Consider the following 14,394-nt stretch of genomic DNA (forward strand, 5'->3'; position numbering starts at 1 on the left):
TAGTTTTGATTGAGCGCATGACAGATCACATCAAAACCGCCCGCTCCCTCGCCGCTCTTGGTCACGACACCCGTCTGGCCGTCTTTCGACTGCTCGTTCGCGCAGGCCATGACGGCCTGAACGTGGGCGAGATTGGCCAACATCTGGGGGCAGCACCCTCGACCCTCGCCCACCACCTTAGCACCTTGGTGGATGCCGGGTTGGTCCTTCAGTCGCGTCAGGGCCGGCAAATCGTCAACCGCGTGGATTTCGACGCGATGCAAGAAACAGTGGCCTTTTTGACGTCAGAATGCTGCGTCGGGGTCACATTAAACAAGGAAGACGCCGCATGACCGATATCACCCTCCCCCCGCGCAACCGTGGCATCGATCTGCTGCGCCACATCTGGACGAATGAACGTGTTTGGCTGTTTTGCGCCGCCCTGCTGGCCGTGCTTTTCATCATCAACCCGCCCCAAGCCGCCACCAGCGCGCAGTTCGCCGCCACCAACCTTTTGAATGTCGCGCCGTTTTTGATCCTGTCGATCGGGATCGCCGCCTATGCCGGGGCGACCGGCGCGGACGGGCTGATCGCGCGGGCCTTTACCGGATCGCCTGCCATCATGATCGTGATTGCAGCACTTGCGGGCGGGCTGTCGCCGTTTTGCTCTTGCGGGGTGATCCCGCTGATCGCGGCCTTGCTGGCCATGGGCGTGCCTTTGTCGGCGGTCATGGCCTTCTGGCTGGCCTCGCCCGTCATGGACCCGTCGATGTTTATCCTGACCACGGGTGTCGTGGGGTTTGAATTTGCGGTGGCCAAAACCCTTGCCGCTGTGGGCCTCGGTGTCTTTGGCGGCATTGTCGTACATGTCATGGGCAAAGCTGGCGGTTTGGCTGATCCCCTGCGCGAAGGCGTGGGCAACGGCGGCTGTGGTGCCTCAAAGGTGCGCAGCGTACAGCCGGTGGTGTGGAAATTCTGGCAGGACGATGCCCGCGTGACCAAATTCTGGCGCGAGGCCGTAAAAACCACCTTTTTCCTCGCCAAATGGCTGACGCTGGCGTTTTTGCTGGAAAGCCTGATGCTGGCGTGGATCCCGGCCGAAACAATCACGAGCGTCTTGGGCGGTTCGGGTTTTGCACCCATCGGATTGGCCACATTGGTTGGCGTACCAGCCTATCTGAACGGCTATGCAGCGCTGCCTTTGGTCGGTGGATTGCTGGGCCAAGGCATGGCACCGGGTGCGGGTCTTGCGTTCTTGGTCGCGGGCGGTGTGACGTCCCTGCCCGCCGCCATCGCCGTCTGGGCCTTGGTCAAAAAGCCGGTGTTTTTCCTGTATATCGCCATCGCGTTGGTCGGGTCACTCACCTCTGGGATCTTGTTCCAGCTGTGGGTGACCCTGTGAACGCGTTACTCTGACAGACACTCGGTAAAGGATGTTGCGAGCCCCTGGATCACCGCGCCATACAGCGCGGGACCGGGGGTTAGCGTTGCGCCTAAGGGATCAAGCGGCGCTGATTTCATGCTGCTCCCTTCGGTCAGGGCGGCGACCAGACCGGGGTTGAACTGTGGTTCGGTAAAGACACAGACGGCGTTAACCGATTGCACGACATCGCGCACCTCGGCCAGCCGCGCCGCACTGGGTGCGCTGCCATCGCTTAGGGAAAGCGCCGCGCTGGCCTCCACCCCGAAACGCGCCTCGAAATAGTGATAGGCATCATGGAACACCGCAAATGGCCGGCCTTGCAGCGGGGTAAGCTCTGCCTGAATGCTGGCTTGCAGATCGGATAGATCGGCCTGCGCTTTGGACGCATTGGCGGCGTATAGGGCCGAGTTTTCCGGATCGATCTGGCCAAGCACATCCGAGATTGCGTTCAACCACAGCGACGCATTGACCGGATCAAGCCATAGATGCGGATCGACCGCCCCCGGCGCGTGATTATGTTCATCATGATCAGCGTGGTCGTCATGGTCGTCGTGATCATCATGGTCGTCATGACCCTCGTGATCATCCTCGTCGTCATGACCGACATGTTCGTCATGATCATCGCCGTGCTCATGATCTTCAAACGCCACGCCTGCTCGGTTCTTCAACACAAGGGTGCCGACGACGTCCTCAAGCTCAAGATGCAGCGCGTCGCCCGCCAAAGCTTTGATCGGCTCGCCCATCCAAGGGGTCAGCGCAGGGCCGACCCACACTACCAGATCAGCCGCCGCCAGCGCGCGCGCCTCGGACGGGCGCATGGCATAGCTGTGCGGCGACGCACCCGGCGGGATCGTCAGATCGGGCGTGCCAACCCCCGCCATCACCTGCGACACCAGGGAATGCACAGGCGCAATATCCGTCGCCACGCGCGGAACGTCAGCCCATGCAGCGGTGGACAAAAGCAGGTAAGAGGCAGGCAATAAATAGCGCATGGGGATGCTCCGAATTGTTATAATGTAACGCTTGATAGATCAGATGTTATAACATATCAATACCCTAACTTGCAGCGGAGGCAGAAATGACCACCATCGGATTCGAAACCCACGATCACCACGCCTGTGTCAGTGATACCATGGCCAAGGCCGAACGCCGCTGTGCCGCGCTTGATCTGCGGCTGACGCCTGTGCGCCGCCGGGTGTTGGAGCTGTTGCTGGCCGAACATCGCGCACTTGGGGCCTATGATATCCTGGGGCATCTGGCCGCCGAAGGATTGGGGACCCAGCCCCCTGTTGCCTATCGCGCGTTGGATTTTCTGGTCAAAGCCGGGTGCGCCCACCGGATCGAGGCGCTGAATGCCTATATCGCCTGCGCCCATTTGGGTCAGGATCATACGCCCGCCTTTCTGATCTGTCGCAGCTGCCAATCGGTCGCCGAAAGCGACACGACCCTGACCCAAGGGCGTCTTGGCAAAGCAGCACGCGCCGCTGGCTTTCAAATCGAACATGCTGTCGTCGAGGCCCAAGGCCTGTGCCCCGCTTGCCAATCGCAGGATGCCGTATGAGCCTGATTTCGACAAAAAATCTGACCCTCGTTCTGGACGGGCAAACCGTTCTGAAGAACGTGAACATCGCCATTAACCGAGGCGAGATCGTGACCATCGTCGGCCCGAATGGGTCTGGTAAATCAAGCCTGCTGCGTGCGCTGATCGGGGCGCTAAAACCCGCCAGTGGAACCGTCACCCGCGCCGAAGGCCTGCGCATCGGGTATGTGCCGCAAAAACTGCAGATTGATGCCACCTTGCCACTGACGGTACGCGGGTTTTTGAACCTGCCACACCGCCACCCGCGCGCCGTTGTGGAAAACGCCTTGAAAAAGGCCGGTGTCGGCGATTTGGCAAAGCGCCAGATGGTTGATCTGTCCGGTGGTCAATTTCAGCGGGTTCTATTGGCGCGCGCCTTGCTGAACACCCCCGATATTTTGATTTTGGACGAAGCAACCCAAGGGTTGGACCAACCCGGTGCCGCCGCGTTCTACCGCCAGGTCGAGGACGTGCGCCGCGAAATGGGCTGTGCTGTGTTGATGGTCAGCCACGATTTGCACGTCGTGATGGCCGCGTCCGATCGTGTGGTTTGCCTGAACGGGCATGTCTGCTGCGAGGGCACGCCCGAAATTGTCGCTGACGCCCCCGAATACCGCGCCCTGTTCGGGACCGGTACCCAAGGGGCCTTTGCGCTTTATCGGCACGAACACACCCATTCACATGATCACGGTCCTGCGCAGGATCATGACCACACGAACTGCGACGGGGTTCACTGATGCTGGACGATTTTTTACTGCGCGCGGCCCTTGCGGGGGTTGGCGTGGCGCTGGCTGCCGCCCCGTTGGGGTGTTTCGTCGTATGGCGGCGCATGGCGTATTTCGGCGATGCAACATCCCACGCGGCCCTTTTGGGTGTCGCGCTGGCCCTGTCGCTGGATCTGCCGATCTTTGGCGGGGTCTTGGTTGTCGCCTTGGCCATGGCCGTGATCGTCGCGGGGTTGAACGGGCGCAATGTCAGCACCGACGCATTGCTCGGCGTGTTGGCCCATGGGGCGCTGGCCATTGGTCTGGTCGCCGTGTCGCTGCTGCCCAATCAACGGGTTGATCTAAGCGCCTATCTGTTCGGCGAAATCTTGGCCGTGACCAAGAGTGATCTGGCCGTGATCTGGGGCGGCGCTGCTACATCCATCGCGCTGCTGGTCTGGCGTTGGCAGGCGTTGTTATCGTCAACCTTGAACCCCGATCTGGCCACCGCGAGCGGGCTGAACCCCAAACGCGAACAGTTGATCCTGACGCTGGCCCTAGCCGTCACCGTCGCGGTTGCGTTGAAGGTCGTCGGTGCGTTGTTGATAGCCGCGATGCTGATCATCCCCGCCGCCACCGCACGCCCGTTTTCGCGCAGCCCTGAAACGATGGCAATTATCGCCGCCGTGATTGGCATGATCTCGGCCTTGGGCGGGCTGGCGGCATCCTTTGCGTTCGACACGCCCACAGGGCCCAGCATCGTCAGCGTCGCCGCCGTACTGTTTGCAACGTCGACCGGCTTGGCCGCCGTATTCCGGCGCTAGGCCTTTGAAATAACGGCAGTTGCTTCAATCTCCACGCGGGCTTCATCCTCGATGAGGCCCGCTACAACGACCATCGCCATTGCCGGAAAATGCCGCCCCATCACCTCGCGGTAGGCGCGGCCTACCTCGGCTTGGGCGGCCAGATATTCAGCCTTATCCGTCACATACCACGTCAGGCGCATGATATCTTCGGGCACGCCCCCTGCCGCTTCGACCACATCGCGGATGTTGCGCAGGGCCTGTTTCATCTGACCGATAAAGTCATGTGCCTCGAACTTCTGATCTGCCGTCCAGCCGATTTGGCCGCCGACAAACAGATGCCCGTCCGCGCTGAGCATCCCGTTGGCATAGCCCTTGGCCGGTGCCCATCCTTCGGGCTGGATCACTTGATGAGACATTTGTTTTCCTTTTCAGTCAGGCGCTTAAACGCCAAGATATTGATCGGCCACGGTGGCATCTAGGGCATCCATGCGCCCCGACCACACGGATACGCCGCGTTCCAGAATGACAGCGCGGTCTGCGACCTGTCGCAATTCGGCCAGTGATTTATCGACGACCAGCAATGCCAGCCCCGCGTCGCGCTTGAGCGTTGCCACCGCCGCCCAGATTTCCTGACGCACGACCGGGGCCAGCCCTTCGGTCGCCTCGTCCAGCATCAGCAGCGTCGGGTTTGTCATCAACGCGCGGCCAATTGCCAGCATTTGCTGTTCGCCCCCCGACAGTGACACCGCAATTTGATCGACGCGTTCGCCCAAGCGCGGGAACAGGGCACATACCCGCTCAAAATCCCACGCGCCCGGACGCGCAGCGGCGATCAGATTTTCATACACGGTCAGCGGGCCGAAACAGCGCCGCCCCTCAGGCACCAAACCCAGACCGGCCTGCGCCGCCTTGTAGCTGGGCAACGGGCCCAGATCGCGACCGTCGAAATGCACCGTGCCAGCGGATTGTTTCAGCATCCGGCAGATCACTTTGATCGTGGTGGATTTCCCCATGCCGTTGCGGCCCATCAACGCGCAAACCTCGCCAGCCTCAAGCGCCAGATCGACGCCGAACAACGCTTGGGACGGGCCGTAAGACGCTGTAATCCCTTTCAATTCGAGAAAGCTCATGCCGCATCCTCCGCACCTAGATAGGCCTCGCGGACGGTGGGGTCGCGCTTGATCTCATCAGCCGTGCCGGTGGCGATCACCTGCCCGTAGACCAAAACGCTGATCCGATCGGCAAGGGCAAAGACCGCATCCATATCATGTTCGACCAGCAATATCGGGGCCTGCGCCCGCAACGTGTCCAAGAACCCGGTCAGCCGTTTTGAGCCTGACGCGCCAAGCCCGGCCATCGGCTCATCCATCAAGAATACCTTGGGCTCCAGCGTCAGGGCCACGGCGACCTCAAGCAACCTGCGCTGGCCGTGCGACAGATCGGCAGTGCGTTTGGCGGCCTGATCGGCCAGCCCGACGCGTTCCAACGCGGCCATCCCGCGATCAACCAGTGCGCGGTCCTTCATCACCGGACGGAAAAACCGCATCACGCCGCCATCATGGCCCAACGCGCCCAGCACGGTGTTTTGCAGCACGGTATATTCCATCGCCAGCGACGAGATTTGGAAGGTCCGCCCAAGCCCGGCCCGCGCACGTGGCACCGTGCCCAAGGGGGTCACGTCGCGGCCCGCAAATTCAACCGTCCCGCTGTCAGAGCGCAAGCCCCCCGCGATCTGTTTGATCAGCGTCGATTTGCCTGCGCCGTTGGGGCCGATCAGCGCGTGGATTTCCCCAGGCACCAGCGTCAGCGACACATCATCGGTCGCCTTGAGCGCGCCAAAGCTTTTGTTCAGGTTCGACAGTTTTAACAACGTATCAGTCATGTGCCACCTCGCGTCCTGCGATTGTGCCAATCAGCCCGCCGCGCGCAAAGAGGACCACAAGCAGCAAGAGCAGTCCCAGATAAACGTGCCAGAATTCGCTAAGCCCGCCCAATGTATGTTCGAGCAAGATATACAGCGCCGCCCCGGCCACAGGGCCAAACAAGCGCCCGACCCCGCCTAGGATCACGAACACCATAATCTCGCCACTGGTGTGCCAGCTGAACATCGTGGGGCTGACGAAACGGTTAAGATCGGCAAACAGCGCACCCGCCAGTCCGGTAATGGCCCCCGAGATCACGAATGCCACCAGACGCAACCGAAACGGGGTCAGGCCCACGGTTTCAACCCGCTCGGCGTTTTGCCGTGCCGCCGACAGCGCCAGCCCAAAGCGTGCCTTGGCCAGGCGGCCCGCGCCAAACAAAACGATGGCCAAGATGCCAAAGGCGATGGCAAAGAACTGGATCGGGTCAAGGGTGTTGAGCCCCGGAAAATCGTTGCGAACATAGATAGATAACCCATCCTCGCCCCCGTAGGCAGGCCATGAAATCGCGAAATAATAGAGCATCTGACCAAAGGCGAGCGTGATCATGATAAAGTAAACGCCGGTCGTCCGCAGGCTTAGCGCGCCGATGGCAAGGGCGGCCAGCGCCGAGGTGACAATCGCGACACCCCAGATCACCAGCATCGATTTGGTGCCCTCGATCAGAAACGGGGTCTCCATCAGCGGTGTATAGCTTTGGGCGTGGCTGGCAAGGATGCCCATGGCATAGCCGCCCAGCCCGAAAAACGCCGCATGTCCAAGGCTGACCAACCCACCAAGCCCCAGTGCGATGTTCAGGCCAACCCCCGCCAAGGCAAGGATCGCCGCCTTGGTTGCAAGCGTGATGATAAACGGCTCGTCCAGTGCGAATGCGACCAGCGCCGTGGCGGGCAGGATCGCAAATAATGCAATGTTCAAAAGGGTTTCGCGGGTCATGTTACTTCCCTCCAAACAGGCCGGAGGGTTTGAACAGCAACACCCCGACCATCAAGATATAGATCGACATCGATGCGACCGCTGACCCGACCGAATTGGCCGAAGACGCCTGCATGAATGTCCCGAAAAGCGGGGGCAGCAACACGCCGCCCAATGTGTCGGTAAGCCCCACAAGGATCGACCCGACCAACGCCCCCTTGATCGATCCGATGCCGCCGATCACGATCACCACAAAGGCAAGGATCAAAACCGGCTCGCCCATGCCGACCTGCACCGATTGGATCGCCCCCACCAGCGCGCCAGCAAGCCCAGCAAGGGCCGCACCAAGGGCAAAGACCATCGTATAAAGCTTTGATATATCAATGCCCAAGGCGGCGATCATCTCGCGGTCCGCCTCGCCCGCGCGGATCTGGATACCAATGCGCGTTTTCGCGATCAGCCAGAAAACCCCGGCAGCGACCAGCAGACCAACGCCGATTATCACCAAGCGATAGAGCGGATATAAAATGCCACCGGGCAGCATGATCGGGCCAGCCAGCGTAGCGGGGACGTCCAAAAACAGCGGGAACGAGCCAAACAGCCAACGCGTCCCTTCGGAGAAAATGAGAATAAGCGCAAAGGTGGCAAGCACTTGGTCCAAATGATCGCGGTCATACAACCGGCGGATCACCAGCAATTCAACCAGCGCGCCAGCAGCCGCGGATGCCGCCAGTGCAGCGACCAGCGCCAAGGCAAAAGACCCCGTCCATCCCGCAACCGCTGCGGCAGCAAAGGCACCGACCATATAGAGCGACCCATGGGCCAGATTGATCAGGCCCATCACGCCAAAGATTAGCGTCAAACCGGCAGCCATCAGGAATAGCATCACACCGAACTGAAGCCCGTTCAAGACCTGTTCGATCAGTAATATCATCGACATAAGGGGGCGTTCCTTAGGTAGGTCTTGCAGGTGTCAACCTGCCTGAACACGCTGCGCCAGTGACCACCGGCGCAGCGCATGAGGTTACATTTTGCAGTCAGCACCATAGACGTCTTGGTGACCGCGTGATGCCACGCCGACGATCTTGTTTGTCACGACATCACCCTCTTTGACGACCTCGCGCATGTAGATGTCTTGGATCGGGTGGTGGTTCGGCGCGAATGCGAAATCACCCCGTACCGATGCAAAATCGGCCTCTTCCAATGCGGCTTGGAACGCGGCTGCATCTGCGACATCCGCCTTGCCCATTGCGCTAAGCAACAATAGCGCGGTGTCATATCCTTGCGCCGCATAGAGCGATGGCAGGCGGCCATACTCGGCTTGGAAGTCCGCGACGAATTTCTTGTTCGCGGCGTTGTCGATGTCCTTGGACCAGTGCGATGTGTTCTTGACGCCCAGTGCGGCATCGCCGATTGCGCCCAAGATCCCTTGGTCAAAGCTGAACGCTGGACCCATCACATTTTTATCGACCCCGGAACCGGCAAATTGTTTCATAAATGAAATTCCCATGCCGCCTGGCAGGAAGAAATAGACCGTATCGGCGTCCGATGCGCGGATTTGTGCAATTTCTGCCGCATAGTCGGTTTGGCCCAATTTGGTGTAAACCTCGCCCACGACCTCTCCGTTAAAGGTGCGTTTGAAGCCGGTCATGCCATCTGTGCCCGCTGGATAGTTCGGGGCCATCAGGAACACTTTTTCGATGCCATTCTCGCTGGCCCACAGACCGCCTGCCTCATAAAAGGCGTCATTTTGCCAAGCAACGTTAAAATATAGCGGGCTGCACCCCTTGCCTGCCAATGCAGACGGACCGGCGTTCGGGGACAGATAGAATTTGCCCTGTGCGGTAGCGGCGGGCACCACGGCCATGGCAAGGTTGGACCAGATGATACCGGTCAAAACATCGACCTTTTCGGACTGGATCAGCTTGTCGGTCAATTGCACCGCAACATCCGGTTTGCGCTGGTCATCTTCGATCACCAGTTCCAGATTTTCGTTACCCTTGGCCGCCAGCACAAAGCCGTCGCGCATGTCGATGCCAAGACCGGCACCGCCACCAGACAGCGTGGTGATCATGCCGACCTTAACCTTGCCGCCATCGGCATAAGCCATGCCCGCGCCAAGCGCCGCGATCGAGGCCGCAGCAATTAGTGTTCTTAGTTTCATTGTAGTCTCCCTTGGTGTGTGGGCCTCTTTTTTGGGCCCGTTTGATAATTCTACAGTGACGTTTGTGTCGGGTCGGTCAAGCAGCGCCTTATGTGACCCGTGATTTCACCTTGTAAGCATCGGTATCCCAAAGATTATTGTTCATTACGTCAGCGATAATCTTGACCGCAGCAGATACATCGGCGCTGTCGATATACAGCGGCGTAAAGCCAAAGCGCATGATGTCGGGCGCACGGAAATCACCGATCACGCCGCGATCAATCACCGCCTGCATCGCGGCATAGCCATGTTCAAATCGCCACGACACTTGCGAGCCGCGTACCGCCGCATCGCGCGGGCTGGCCAACGTCAGCGCGGGCACATCGCGTTCAATTTCTTCGATGAATTGCTCTTGCAATGCGATGGACGCGTCACGCAGATCGTTCATATCCACATCGGCCCACAATTCCATCGCGACCTCAAGCGCGGTCAGCTGGATCACCGGGGGCGTGCCCACCCGCATCCGTTCAATACCGTTTCCAGGCGCATAGTTGAGATCAAATTCAAATGGTTGGCGGTGTCCCAGCCACCCCGCCAGCGCAGGTTCAACCGTGTCCGCCAGATCAGGGCGAACATAGATAAAGCCCGGCGCGCCCGGGCCCCCGTTAAGGTATTTATAGGTACAGCCCACAGCGAATTCGGCATTTGACGCAGTCATATCCACGGGCAGCGCGCCAGCGGAATGCGCCAGATCCCAGACCATAACGGACCCCTTGGCATGGGCCAATTCCGTCACCGTTTTCATGTCGTGCTTCCGGCCTGTGCGGTAATCGACCTCGGTCAGCATAACCACGGCGATGTCTTCGCTGATCGCATCCATGACCTCTTCGGGGGCCACAGTGCGCAGCTCGTATCCCTGCTCCAGCAGCTTTACCAGCCCTTCGGCCATATAAAGGTCAGATGGAAAATTCCCATTATCACTAAGGATTACACGACGATCTTTGCGCAGTTTCAGCCCCGATGACAGCGCCTGAAAAACCTTGATCGACAGGGTATCGCCCATCACAACCGACCCGTCAGGCGCGCCGATAATGCGGGCGACCATATTGCCCACACGGCTGGGTTGCGCCATCCAATCGGCCTTGTTCCAGCCCCGGATCAGCATTTCGCCCCATTCATCCGCCATCATCGCCTGCACCCGCGCAGGCACCGCACGCGGCAATGGGCCCAGCGAATTACCATCAAGATAAATCACACCTTCGGGCAGAAAGAACGCCTCTTTATTCAAAATATAAGCCACTTACAGGACTCCTCTCACGTGCCAGAGTTCCGGGAAAAGTTCGACTTCAAGCATTTTGCGCAGGTAAGCCACGCCGTTTGTGCCGCCCGTGCCGCGCTTGAACCCGATGATCCGCTCGACGGTCGTCACGTGGTTAAAGCGCCAGCGGCGAAAGTAATCTTCGAGATCAACCAGCTTTTCCGCCAGCTCGTACAATGCCCAATATTTCGACGGGTCTTCGTAGACTTTCTGCCACAGGTCCTGCACCTGAGGTTGTGCGTCCCAATTGGTTTTGCCCGGCTCCCCTGCCAGGTTGTCATGCCCGAACCCCTTGCACAGATGGCTAATCGCAACCTGATACAGACTGGGGAGCGCCAGTTCGTCTTGCAGCGCCTTCAATGCCTCTGGCTTGTGTTTATGGACCTGCATCAACGCGCCATTGCGATTGCCCAGCAGATATTCGACCAGCCGGTATTGATGCGACTGGAACCCGCTGGAATTCCCCAAAGACGGGCGAAATGCTGTGTATTCACTAGGGGTCATGGTGCGCAGCACATCCCAAGCGCTGTTAAGCTGTTCAAAAATCCGCGCCACCCGCGACAGCATCTTGAACGCCGAGGCCAGATCATCCGTCAGCATCACCTGCCGCGCGGCTTGCAGCTCGTGAATGGCCAATCGCATCCACAGCTCTGACGTCTGATGCTGCACGATAAACAGCATCTCGTCATGGGCCTCACTCAGCGGGTGTTGCGACGACAGGATCGCATCAAGCCCCAAATAATCGCCATAGGACATGTCCTTGGCAAAATCCATTTTCGCCCCTTCAGAGGCTTCGTCAAAAGTAGTCACTGTTTTTCCCTTAGCGCAAAACGCTGTATTTTGCCTGTGGCGGTTTTTGGTAAAGCATCAATAAACTGAATGTCTCGCGGATACTTGAATGGCGCAATGGTCTGTTTAACATGGTCTTGCAACATTTTGATTGTGCTATCATTTCTGGGCACACCTTCGATCAGAACGATATGCGCCTGCACGATTGATCCACGGCGTTCATCGGGCTTTCCCACGACCGCGCATTCCAGCACAGACGGGTGCGCCAGCAGCGCGGCTTCGACCTCGGGACCTGCGATGTTGTACCCGGACGAGATAATCATATCGTCGTTGCGCGCGGCAAAATGCAGGTAACCATCGTCGTCCATGCTAAAGCTGTCGCCGGTGATGTTCCAACCGTCTTTGACATAAACCGCTTGCCGCTCATCCGCCAGATAGCGGCAGCCTGTCGGGCCCTGCACTGCCAAACGCCCCACATCCCCACGGGGCAATTCGCGGCCTTCGCCATCAACCACCCTGACGCGATAGCCCGTGACAGGCTTGCCCGTGCAGGCGGCGCGGTGATCGTCAAAGCGGTTCGAAATAAAGATGTGCAACATCTCGGTCGCGCCGATCCCGTCCAGCATCGGCTTGCCGGTTTTCTCCTGCCACTCGTGGTACACGGGCGCGGGCAAGGTTTCCCCCGCGCTCACGGCAGCACGCAGGCTGGACAAGTCCGCACCGTCGTCCATCGCGACCAGCATCGCACGGTATGCTGTGGGCGCTGTGAAACACACGGTCGCTTTGTATTTCTCAATGATTTCAATCATGTTTGGCGGTGACGCGGTTTCCAGCAAGGTGGCCGCTGCGCCAAACCGCAACGGGAATATCGCCAGTCCGCCCAAGCCAAAAGTAAACGCCAAGGGCGGCGATCCGACGAAAACATCGTCGGGCGTGACGTTCAGAACCTCGCGGGCATAGCCGTCTGCGATGATCAGCAAATCGCGGTGAAAATGCATCGTGGCCTTGGGGCTGCCCGTGGTGCCCGAGGTAAAGCCAAGCAGCGCAACGTCATCCACAGCCGTATCAACCGATTGAAACTGAACCGGTTTTTCCAACGCAAGCCGGTCAAGCTCGGCGTCATGGTTGCTGGTCCCGTCGAACCCCACCACAGATTTCAAAAACCGGGAGGTTTTGGCACAGGCCGTCATTTCATCCATCAATCGCGTGTCGCAAATTGCATGGCTGATCTCGGCCTTGTCGACAATCGCCGTTAACTCACCAGCGCGCAGCATCGGCATCGTGTTCACCACCACGGCACCCGCCTTGGTCGCGGCCAGCCAACAGGCGACCATCGCGGGGTTATTCGCCGACCGGATCAACACGCGGTTCCCGGGCTTCACCCCTAGGTTTTCGACCATCGCGCGCGCCAGCTTGTTGGTCCAGTCCGCCATCTCTTTATAGCTGCGCCTGCGGCCATTTCCAATCAGCGCCGTGTAATCTCCAAACCCTTTTTCCACCATCTTATCAGTAAGTTCTACGGCAACGTTCAACCGATCAGAATATTCGAACCCATCCAACAAAAGATCAGGCCAGCTTTCCGTTGGCGGCAAGTTATCCCGTGAAAAGCTATCGACATGTCCTGACGGTTGCATACCTAAATCCCCTTACATCGCACCAATGGTTTGCCGCGCAATCACGACCCGCTGCACGTCGGACGCGCCTTCATAAATGCGCAACGCCCTGATTTCGCGGTACAGGCTTTCCACCATCATACCGTGGCGCACCCCGTCGCCGCCGAACAGCTGCACGGCCTTATCGATCACAATTTGCGCGTGATCTGTGGCAAACAGCTTGGCCATCGCTGCCTCGCGGGTGACCCGCGGCGCGCCTTGATCTTTCAGCCATGCCGCGCGGTAAATCAGCAAGGCCGATGCATCCACATCCACGGCCATATCCGCAATGTGCCCCTGCACCATCTGCAAATCCGCCAGCGGTTTGCCCTGTACCTGACGCGCAGTGACCCGTTGCAGCGCCTCGTCCAAGGCCCGACGGGCAAAGCCCAAAGCCGCCGCCGCGACTGTCGAACGGAACACATCCAGCACCGACATCGCAATGGCAAACCCCTGCCCCGGCGCGCCCAAAATTGCAGACGCTGGTACCCGGCAATCGGTAAACCGCAAGGTCGCAAGGGGATGCGGCGCAATCACCTGCAACCGCTCGGCAACCTCGAACCCCGGCAAACCCGCAGGCAAGATAAACACCGACAACCCACGCGCACCCGGCGCTTCGCCCGTTCTGGCAAACAAGGTGTAAACATCCGCGATGCCACCGTTGGATATCCAGGTTTTCTCGCCGTTCAGAATATAGTCATTACCGTCACGAACTGCTGTCATGGTGGAATTCGCAACGTCCGATCCAGACTGCGGCTCGGTCAAAGCAAAGGCAGAGATCGCCGCGCCCGACCGCGTCCTCGGCAGCCACTCAGCTTGCTGCTCTGGCGTGCCGAACAGACTGATGGCCCCCGTCCCAAGCCCCTGCATTGCAAAGGAAAAATCGGCCAACCCATCATGACGCGCCAAAGTTTCGCGGATCAGACACAAGCTGCGCACGTCCAACGCCTCGCCTGCTTGCGCACCCGAATACTGCAACCAACCACCGGCGCCCAACATCGCCACCAGCGACCGGCACGTTGCATCCGTATCACTGTGATCCAGCCCGTCCAACGCTCCGGCCGCCCACGCGTCCAAATCATCCGCCAAGGCCCGATGCCGATCCTCAAAGAACGGCCAATCCAAAAAACTGCGATCAGACATTGAACACCGCCCTCTTGTTCA

General features: G+C 59.3%; 16 protein-coding genes. 5 read left to right on the top strand and 11 right to left on the bottom strand.

What is annotated here, in order from left to right; all coding sequences use genetic code 11:
• Positions 1-17: 17 nt before the first annotated feature.
• The gene (locus tag AADJ11_RS11425) at positions 18-332 is read left to right on the top strand and encodes a metalloregulator ArsR/SmtB family transcription factor (RefSeq protein WP_341234645.1); all 315 of its coding nucleotides are present in this window, start codon (positions 18-20) and stop codon (positions 330-332) included.
• Positions 329-1,381: a permease gene (locus AADJ11_RS11430; RefSeq protein WP_341234646.1), complete on the top strand. Its 1,053-nt coding sequence runs from the start codon at positions 329-331 to the stop codon at positions 1,379-1,381. The genes AADJ11_RS11425 and AADJ11_RS11430 overlap by 4 nt, the downstream gene beginning before the upstream one ends.
• Before the next feature lie 5 nt (positions 1,382-1,386).
• On the opposite strand, the gene AADJ11_RS11435 is transcribed toward AADJ11_RS11430, so the two are convergent.
• Positions 1,387-2,394 (bottom strand): zinc ABC transporter substrate-binding protein, encoded by a 1,008-nt coding sequence (locus AADJ11_RS11435; protein ID WP_341234647.1) that lies wholly within the window; start codon positions 2,392-2,394, stop codon positions 1,387-1,389.
• Positions 2,395-2,480: 86 nt separating this feature from the next.
• Here AADJ11_RS11435 and AADJ11_RS11440 point away from each other — a divergent pair, with 86 nt between their 5' ends.
• Genes AADJ11_RS11440 through AADJ11_RS11450 form a run of 3 tightly spaced genes read left to right on the top strand, consistent with a single transcriptional unit; the run spans position 2,481 to position 4,509 of the window.
• Positions 2,481-2,963, top strand: coding sequence for a transcriptional repressor (locus tag AADJ11_RS11440; RefSeq protein ID WP_341234648.1), 483 nt, complete (start codon positions 2,481-2,483; stop codon positions 2,961-2,963).
• The gene (locus AADJ11_RS11445) at positions 2,960-3,718 is read left to right on the top strand and encodes a metal ABC transporter ATP-binding protein (protein WP_341234649.1); all 759 of its coding nucleotides are present in this window, start codon (positions 2,960-2,962) and stop codon (positions 3,716-3,718) included. Before AADJ11_RS11440 ends, AADJ11_RS11445 begins: the two co-directional genes overlap by 4 nt.
• Positions 3,718-4,509, top strand: a complete 792-nt coding sequence (locus tag AADJ11_RS11450) for an iron chelate uptake ABC transporter family permease subunit (RefSeq protein WP_341234650.1) — start codon at positions 3,718-3,720, stop codon at positions 4,507-4,509. The genes AADJ11_RS11445 and AADJ11_RS11450 overlap by 1 nt, the downstream gene beginning before the upstream one ends.
• Here AADJ11_RS11450 and AADJ11_RS11455 read toward each other — a convergent pair.
• The 10 genes from AADJ11_RS11455 to AADJ11_RS11500 all read right to left on the bottom strand — a co-directional run bounded on the left by AADJ11_RS11455 (position 4,506) and on the right by AADJ11_RS11500 (position 14,373).
• Positions 4,506-4,907, bottom strand: coding sequence for a RidA family protein (locus AADJ11_RS11455; RefSeq protein ID WP_339758902.1), 402 nt, complete (start codon positions 4,905-4,907; stop codon positions 4,506-4,508). The genes AADJ11_RS11450 and AADJ11_RS11455 overlap by 4 nt on opposite strands.
• A 24-nt stretch (positions 4,908-4,931) precedes the next feature.
• Positions 4,932-5,621, bottom strand: coding sequence for an ABC transporter ATP-binding protein (locus tag AADJ11_RS11460; protein ID WP_341234651.1), 690 nt, complete (start codon positions 5,619-5,621; stop codon positions 4,932-4,934).
• Entirely contained in the window at positions 5,618-6,373 is a 756-nt protein-coding gene (locus AADJ11_RS11465; RefSeq protein WP_341234652.1) for an ABC transporter ATP-binding protein, read from the bottom strand. The genes AADJ11_RS11460 and AADJ11_RS11465 overlap by 4 nt, the downstream gene beginning before the upstream one ends.
• Positions 6,366-7,349 (bottom strand): branched-chain amino acid ABC transporter permease, encoded by a 984-nt coding sequence (locus AADJ11_RS11470; protein ID WP_341234653.1) that lies wholly within the window; start codon positions 7,347-7,349, stop codon positions 6,366-6,368. Before AADJ11_RS11470 ends, AADJ11_RS11465 begins: the two co-directional genes overlap by 8 nt.
• A 1-nt stretch (position 7,350) precedes the next feature.
• Positions 7,351-8,268, bottom strand: a complete 918-nt coding sequence (locus AADJ11_RS11475) for a branched-chain amino acid ABC transporter permease (RefSeq protein ID WP_341234654.1) — start codon at positions 8,266-8,268, stop codon at positions 7,351-7,353.
• Positions 8,269-8,352: 84 nt separating this feature from the next.
• Positions 8,353-9,492 (bottom strand): ABC transporter substrate-binding protein, encoded by a 1,140-nt coding sequence (locus AADJ11_RS11480; protein ID WP_341234655.1) that lies wholly within the window; start codon positions 9,490-9,492, stop codon positions 8,353-8,355.
• An 88-nt stretch (positions 9,493-9,580) separates the two neighbouring features.
• A complete protein-coding gene (gene kynU, locus AADJ11_RS11485) occupies positions 9,581-10,771 on the bottom strand; it encodes a kynureninase (protein ID WP_341234656.1) in 1,191 nt (396 codons plus the stop codon).
• Positions 10,772-11,599, bottom strand: a complete 828-nt coding sequence (locus AADJ11_RS11490; RefSeq protein ID WP_341234657.1) for a tryptophan 2,3-dioxygenase family protein — start codon at positions 11,597-11,599, stop codon at positions 10,772-10,774.
• The gene (locus AADJ11_RS11495; protein ID WP_341234658.1) at positions 11,596-13,212 is read right to left on the bottom strand and encodes an AMP-binding protein; all 1,617 of its coding nucleotides are present in this window, start codon (positions 13,210-13,212) and stop codon (positions 11,596-11,598) included. Before AADJ11_RS11495 ends, AADJ11_RS11490 begins: the two co-directional genes overlap by 4 nt.
• Before the next feature lie 12 nt (positions 13,213-13,224).
• A complete protein-coding gene (locus AADJ11_RS11500; RefSeq protein WP_341234659.1) occupies positions 13,225-14,373 on the bottom strand; it encodes an acyl-CoA dehydrogenase family protein in 1,149 nt (382 codons plus the stop codon).
• Between the last annotated feature and the right edge of the window lie 21 nt (positions 14,374-14,394).

Source organism: uncultured Sulfitobacter sp., from assembly GCF_964021855.1.
Classification (GTDB): domain Bacteria; phylum Pseudomonadota; class Alphaproteobacteria; order Rhodobacterales; family Rhodobacteraceae; genus Sulfitobacter.